Annotated in this window: 5 protein-coding genes; 4 read left to right on the forward strand and 1 reads right to left on the reverse strand. The window is 67.1% G+C overall.

Annotated features, from left to right (window positions below; genetic code table 11):
- Positions 1-340: 340 nt before the first annotated feature.
- From gatC to RIV12_RS03675, 4 genes are all read left to right on the forward strand, one after another.
- Positions 341-646: an Asp-tRNA(Asn)/Glu-tRNA(Gln) amidotransferase subunit GatC gene (gatC, locus tag RIV12_RS03660; RefSeq protein WP_297992906.1), complete on the forward strand. Its 306-nt coding sequence runs from the start codon at positions 341-343 to the stop codon at positions 644-646.
- Positions 643-2,184 (forward strand): Asp-tRNA(Asn)/Glu-tRNA(Gln) amidotransferase subunit GatA, encoded by a 1,542-nt coding sequence (gene gatA / locus RIV12_RS03665; protein ID WP_309322179.1) that lies wholly within the window; start codon positions 643-645, stop codon positions 2,182-2,184. Before gatC ends, gatA begins: the two co-directional genes overlap by 4 nt.
- Positions 2,181-3,677: an Asp-tRNA(Asn)/Glu-tRNA(Gln) amidotransferase subunit GatB gene (gene gatB, locus RIV12_RS03670; protein ID WP_309322181.1), complete on the forward strand. Its 1,497-nt coding sequence runs from the start codon at positions 2,181-2,183 to the stop codon at positions 3,675-3,677. The genes gatA and gatB overlap by 4 nt, the downstream gene beginning before the upstream one ends.
- Positions 3,678-4,009: 332 nt before the next feature.
- Positions 4,010-5,398, forward strand: a complete 1,389-nt coding sequence (locus tag RIV12_RS03675) for an NAD(P)-dependent malic enzyme (protein WP_309322183.1) — start codon at positions 4,010-4,012, stop codon at positions 5,396-5,398.
- Positions 5,399-5,520: 122 nt separating this feature from the next.
- Here the strand turns inward: RIV12_RS03675 and RIV12_RS03680 are convergent, their stop codons facing one another.
- Positions 5,521-6,078 carry a DoxX family protein gene (locus tag RIV12_RS03680; RefSeq protein ID WP_075418080.1) on the reverse strand — a complete coding sequence of 186 codons (558 nt, stop codon included), beginning with the start codon at positions 6,076-6,078 and terminating at the stop codon, positions 5,521-5,523.
- Positions 6,079-6,643 lie beyond the last annotated feature (565 nt).

Consider the following 6,643-nt stretch of genomic DNA (forward strand, 5'->3'; position numbering starts at 1 on the left):
GGTCCAACTTCCTGGAAGGAGGTCTGATCCAAGGGCTGTTCCTGGTCCGACCTGCGTCGACGTGGCAGTGCCGTCGCCGGCGGGTCGGTCCTCACCCTGGTGATCACCATGACATCCGTGAAACGAGACGATGTCAATCATCCTCGGGGATGAGGCGCTGTGAGATCGTACGAATCCGATTTCAGTTTCGTTTCGCTGGAACCCGCGGGCTCGACGCCCACGCTCTGCCTGCGGGGAGAGGGACGTCGCTGTGGGGCCGATCCTCGCAGTCGATCATGCCTCGACGTGATGTCGACGTGATGCGGCCGCAGCACGGCTCAGCCCGGCTAGACTCCACACCATGTCTGCTATTTCCACTGATGAGGTCGCGCGGGTCGCGGCGCTGGCTCGGGTCGCCCTGAGTGATGAGGAGGTGACGCGCCTGGCCGGAGAGCTGGACGCGGTCGCCTCCTCCTTCGCCCGGGTCACGAGCGTGGTCACGTCCGACCTGCCGGCGACCTCCCACCCCGTGCCCCTGACCAACGTGCTGCGTGAGGACGTTCCGGCCCCCACGCTCGACGTCGACGAGCTCCTGGCCGGTGCGCCGGCCTGCGAGGACTCCATGTTCCTCGTGCCGCAGATCCTGGGGGAGGACTCCGCTTCATGAGCACTCACAGCACCACCGCACTGGCCGGCCTCATCAGGAGCAGCGCCGCCGAGCAGGCGGCGGCCCTGGCAGCGGGGGAGGTCTCCTCGCGCGAGCTCACCCAGGCCCATCTTGACCGCATCGCCGCTGTGGACGGTGCCGTAGGGGCCTTCCTCAACGTCGATGCCGAGTGCGCCCTGAGCCAGGCCGACGCCGCCGACGCCGCCCGCAAGGAGGGACAGACGACCAGCGAGCTGACCGGTGTGCCGGTGGCCGTCAAGGACCTCATCGTCACCCGTGGCCAGGTCACGACCGCCGCCTCACGGATCCTCGAGGGATGGGTGCCGCCCTACGACGCCACCCTTGTGCGCAACCTGCGCGCCGCCCGCACCCCGATCCTGGGCAAGACCAATCTCGACGAGTTCGCCATGGGTGGCTCCACCGAGCACTCGGCCTTCGGGCGCACGGCCAACCCCTGGGACCTCGGGCGCATCCCCGGAGGGTCCTCCGGAGGCTCGGCCGCAGCCGTCGGGGCCTACGAGGCTCCGGTGGCCGTCGGCACCGACACTGGCGGCTCGATCCGCCAGCCCGCGGCCGTCACCGGCACAGTCGGCGTCAAGCCGACCTATGGCACGGTCTCGCGCTTCGGCGTCATCGCCATGGCCTCCTCCCTCGACACGCCCGGCCCCATGGCCCGCACGGTGCTGGACACGGCTCTCCTGCATGACGTCATCGCCTCCCACGACCCGCTGGACTCCACGTCGCTGCCGGACGCGCCGCGCGGCATGGCCGCCGTGGTTCGGGCCGCGCAGGAGGGGCGGGACCTGACCGGACTGCGGGTCGGCGTCATCTCCGAGCTCGACGGCGGCGAGGGCTATCACGACGGCGTCGTGGCCTCCTTCCACGCCGCCCTGGAGCTGCTCGAGGCGGCGGGCGCGCAGGTGGAGACCGTCTCCCTACCGCATCTGGAGTACGCGCTGGACGCCTACTACCTCATCATGCCCGCCGAGGCATCCTCCAACCTGGCCCGCTACGACGGGATGCGCTACGGCCTGCGGGTCGAGCCGACGTCGGGACCCGTCACCGCAGAGACCGTCATGGCGGCCACCCGCGGGGCGGGCTTCGGTGACGAGGTCAAGCGCCGCATCATCCTGGGCACGCACGTGCTGTCGGCCGGCTACTACGACGCCTACTACGGCTCGGCCCAGAAGGTGCGCACGCTGGTGCAGCGCGACTTCGACACCGCCTGGGACAAGGCGGACATCCTCGTCTCGCCCACCGCTCCGGTGACGGCCTACCGCTTCGGGGAGAAGGACGACCCGCTGGCGATGTACAAGCTGGACGTGACCACGATTCCGGCCAACCTCGCGGGGGTGCCCGGCATGAGCCTGCCCTCGGGCCTGAGCGATGACGGGCTTCCGGTGGGCTTCCAGATCCTGGCGCCGCAGAGGGCCGATGACCGCCTGTACCGCGTGGGTGCCGTCCTGGAGGCCGCGCTGGAGGAGACATGGGGGGCGCCGCTGCTGTCGCGTGCGCCCGAGCTGGAGGAGACACGATGAGTGACACGCTGATGGACTTCGACGAGGCCGTTCGTCGCTACGACCCGGTCCTGGGGCTGGAGGTGCACGTCGAGCTGGGGACCGCCACCAAGATGTTCGACGCCGCACCCAACGTCTTCGGCGCTCAGCCCAACACGATGGTGACCCCCACGTCGGTGGGACTCCCCGGTGCGCTTCCGGTGGTCAACGCCCGCGGCGTGGAGTACGCCATCCGTATCGGCCTGGCCCTGGGCTGCGAGATCGCAGAGTCCTGCCGCTTCGCCCGGAAGAACTACTTCTACCCGGACCTTGCCAAGGACTTCCAGACCTCCCAGTCGGATGAGCCCATCGCCTACGACGGCGCCCTGGAGATCGAGATGGAGGACGGATCCTTCTTCACTATCCCGATCGAACGGGCTCACATGGAGGAGGACGCCGGCAAGAACACCCACATCGGAGGCGCCGACGGCCGCATCGAGGGCGCCAGCCACTCCCTGGTGGACTACAACCGCGCCGGCGTGCCGCTGGTGGAGATCGTCACCCGCCCCATCGAGGGCGCCGGTGCCAGGGCGCCTCAGGTCGCCGCCGCCTACGTGCGCACTCTGCGCGACATCTTCCGCGCCCTGGGGGTCTCCGAGGCACGCATGGAGCGCGGCAACGTGCGCGCCGACGTCAACGTCTCCCTGCGCGAGTCGCCCGACGCGCCGCTGGGAACCCGCACCGAGACCAAGAACGTCAATACCTTCCGCGGGATCGAGCAGGTCGTCCGTTACGAGATCCAGCGTCAGGCCGCCATTCTGGCCGCCGGGGGAGAGGTGCTCCAGGAGACCCGTCACGGCCAGGCGGACGGCACCACCCGCGCCGGTCGCGTCAAGTCCGACGCCGACGACTACCGCTACTTCCCCGAGCCGGATCTCGTGCCGGTGGCGCCCAGCCGCGAGTGGGTCGAGCAGATCCGTGAGGAGCTGCCCGAGATGCCCGCGGCCAAGCGCCGTCGCCTCAAGGCCGAGTGGGGCCTGAGTGACACCGAGATGCGCGACGTCGTCAACGCCGGAGCGCTCGAGCTCATCGAGGCCACTGCGGCAGCAGGAATCACCGGTCAGGCCGCCCGGAAGTGGTGGATGGGGGAGCTCTCCCGCACGGCCAAGGAGCAGGAGACCGCCCTGGAGGACATGGCCGTCACGCCCGAGCAGATCGCCGAGTTGCAAGGGCTGGTGGACTCCGGGCGTCTGACCGACAAGCTGGCCCGCCAGGTTCTCGAAGGGGTTCTGGCCGGAGAGGGTGATCCTGAGGCCGTGGCCGCCGCTCGCGGGCTTGAGGTCGTCTCCGACGACTCGGCACTGCTGGCTGCCGTGGACGAGGCGCTGGCCGCCAACCCGGACGTGGCGGACAAGATCCGCGGCGGTAAGGTCCAGGCGGCCGGCGCCATCGTCGGCGCCGTCATGAAGGCGACTCGCGGCCAGGCCGACGCCAAGCGTGTGCGTGAGCTCGTCATGGAGCGAGTACAGGGCTGAGGCGGGTCTCGCCACTCGTTTCCTGCCCTCTCCTTCCTCCCAGCATCGTCCTCTCGGATCGAGGGCGGCTCTGAACAGTCCGGCCTGTGACCGCTGGCAGCATGCAGCGGTCACAGGCCGGACTGTCTGTTGCCGGCGGCTCCTCCATGGCTCGCGTCCGTCACGGCGGGTAGACGTCATGCTCCTCCCACGCAGGGTGAGATTGCTTGCGAAAGTCGCTCAGAATCTCAGCATCCGGTCACAATTGGACCGTCATACGAGTGTGTTGCGGCTGGTGGGAGATAGGCTCGGAGTATCTGTCTCAAGCCCCGCCCGTCCCACGAGGAGTGCCCATGGTTCAGCCCAGTCCCAGTTACACCGTCGCCCTGTACCTCGAGGTGCCCGCCTCCCAGAAGGCGGTGGCCCGTCTGGTCGACACCGCCACTGCGACTGGTGCCATCGTCACCGGCGTCGACGTCGCCGATGCCGACGGCGACAAGCTCACCGTCAATCTCACGGCAGACACCCGGGACTCCAAGCACCGCAACGAGCTCGTCGCCACGCTCGAGGAGATCGACGGCGTTGTCGTTCGCAATGTCGGCGACTCGACCTTCCTGACTCACGTCGGGGGCAAGATCGAGATCGCCGGAAAGTACCCGATCCACAACCGCCGCGACCTGGCCCGCGTCTACACCCCAGGAGTGGCCCGCGTCTGCAAAGCCATCTACGACCACCCCGAGCGCGCCCGGATGCTCACCATCAAGAAGAACACCGTCGCCGTCGTCACTGACGGGACCGCGGTCCTGGGCATGGGGGACATCGGCCCGTCCGCCGCCATGCCCGTCATGGAGGGCAAGGCCGTTCTGTTCAAGCAGTTCGGCAACGTGGACGCCTGGCCGGTGGCACTGGACACGAAGGATCCCGAGGAGATCATCTCCATCGTCAAGGCCATCGCCCCGGCCTACGGCGGCATCAACCTGGAGGACATCGCCGCCCCCAAGTGCTTCGACATTGAGGCCCGCTTGCGCGAGGAACTCGATATCCCCGTCTTCCACGACGATCAGCACGGCACCGCCATCGTGACCCTGGCGGCGCTCATCAATGCGCTGAAGATCGTGGACAAGAAGATCGAGGACGTGCGCATCGTCCTGTCCGGTGTCGGTGCGGCCGGCAGTGCCATCGCCAAGCTGCTCATGGCGCACGGCGCCACGGACATCGTCGGTTACGGACGTACCGGGGCGCTGTCCGCAGCGAACACCGAGGGGATGAACGCGCACCGCAAGTGGCTCGCGGAGAACACCAACCCGCGTCAGGTGACGGGGTCCCTCAAGGAGGGCCTCAAGGGGGCTGACGTCTTCATCGGTGTCTCGTCGGGCAACCTGCTCGAGCCCGAGGACCTGGAGGCCATGAACGACGGTGCCATCGTCTTCGCCATGGCCAACCCGATTCCGGAGGTGGACCCGATCCGTGCCGCCGACTACGCCGCTGTGGTGGCGACCGGACGTTCGGACTTCCCCAACCAGATCAACAATGTGCTGGCCTTCCCCGGGCTCTTCCGCGGGCTGCTGGACACCGGGATCACTAATATCTCGACCGAGCTGCTGCGGGCCGCGTCCACCGGTATCGCCTCGGTGATCGCCGATGATGAGATCAGCCCCGTGTACATCATCCCCGGCGCCTTCGACACCCGGGTCGCCGACGCCGTGGCCAAGGCGGTCCGCAAATTCGCCGAGGAGGAGTGAGGGCCGCATTACGCGGCATGTGACGCGGCAAGGGGCGTGAGACACCTACTGGTGTCTCACGCCCCTTGCCGTACGCGATACGTGGCCCGAGCTCGCTCGTCAGCCAGAGGACCTCGGTGACATCAGCGCAGCCAGGAGTCGCCGACCAAGCGAGACCACCAGGTGCCCAGCCCCAGGGTGTCGCCGGCCCGAGTCAGGGCGAACAGGATGGCGGACAGGGTCAGAACCCAGTGGAGATCGACCAGGGGGTTGGTCGCCGCGTTCTCGGTACCTCCGGTTCCGATGGGCCACAGGGCCAGATACAACGGCACCATGAGTGCTGAGGCCGCGAAGGCGCTCACCTTGAGTCCGATGCCCAGAGTCAGGGCGACGCCGACTCCGAGCATCCCGGCCATGAACAGCCAGTCGCCGACCGGGTTGGCCAGCAGCTCGAAGGCGCTCCCGAAGGGGCTGTGAACCGCCACGCCCTTGATGAAGCCCTGGGCGGGCTGACCTCCGTTGATCCAGGCCATCTGACGAGGTGTGGAGAATCCGAGGCCAAAAGTCTTGTCCAGGAAGGTCCACAGGAAGATGAAGCCAACGACGATCCGCAGGACGGCCAGCACGATGCGAGCCGACGGGCTGGTCACGATCTCGGATCCGGAACGAGGGCGCTTGGCGCCATGAGTGGAAACAGGCACGGGAGGTGCTCCTTGATGATCGCTGGGGTCCGATGCCGGACGCCAGGTAGTTGAACAGTAAACTGACTCGACGATAGTAGTGTGTCAGGCTGTTCGGTGGATACTGACGAACGGCGGCGTGTTGCCGCCGTACATCCAAGTGATTGGCGAGAGCGTTGGAACGACACCGAAAAGTCAGTGTGTCCTGGATCATGAAGTCTTGGTTTGACGTCCGCGGGGTGGACCTGCCTAAAGTACAGCCCGCTGCCGAACGGGCTGAGCCTCGCTCATGGCCATCCGGTAGCAGACGTGCTACGACGGAACGTCGATCGGTGTGACCGAAAGCAATGCTCTTGAGGTTGACGTCGAACTGGCGAATGTTCTAGAGTAGCCGAGTTGCTCGCCAGAGCGAGGTTGAGTTGAAAAGGCTTGACCGAGATCCGGCTGGGTGTGTTGTTTGAGAACTCGATAGTGTGTCATGTTTTTTATGCCATGGCCTCTTGGGCTGCGCGTGTTTTGTGTGGTTTGGGGGGTTGTTTTGTTTTGGTTTGCCTGGCTCTCTGTGTTTGGGGGGTTGGGTTGGGCC

Source organism: Actinomyces stomatis (assembly GCF_031292835.1).
Classification (GTDB): domain Bacteria; phylum Actinomycetota; class Actinomycetes; order Actinomycetales; family Actinomycetaceae; genus Actinomyces; species Actinomyces stomatis.

Coding starts and splice junctions, on each gene's coding strand:
- gatC (WP_297992906.1), top strand. CDS start 341: ATGTCTGCTATTTCCACTGATGAGGTCGCGCGGGTCGCGGCGCTGGCT.
- RIV12_RS03675 (WP_309322183.1), top strand. CDS start 4,010: ATGGTTCAGCCCAGTCCCAGTTACACCGTCGCCCTGTACCTCGAGGTG.
- gatB (WP_309322181.1), top strand. CDS start 2,181: ATGAGTGACACGCTGATGGACTTCGACGAGGCCGTTCGTCGCTACGAC.
- gatA (WP_309322179.1), top strand. CDS start 643: ATGAGCACTCACAGCACCACCGCACTGGCCGGCCTCATCAGGAGCAGC.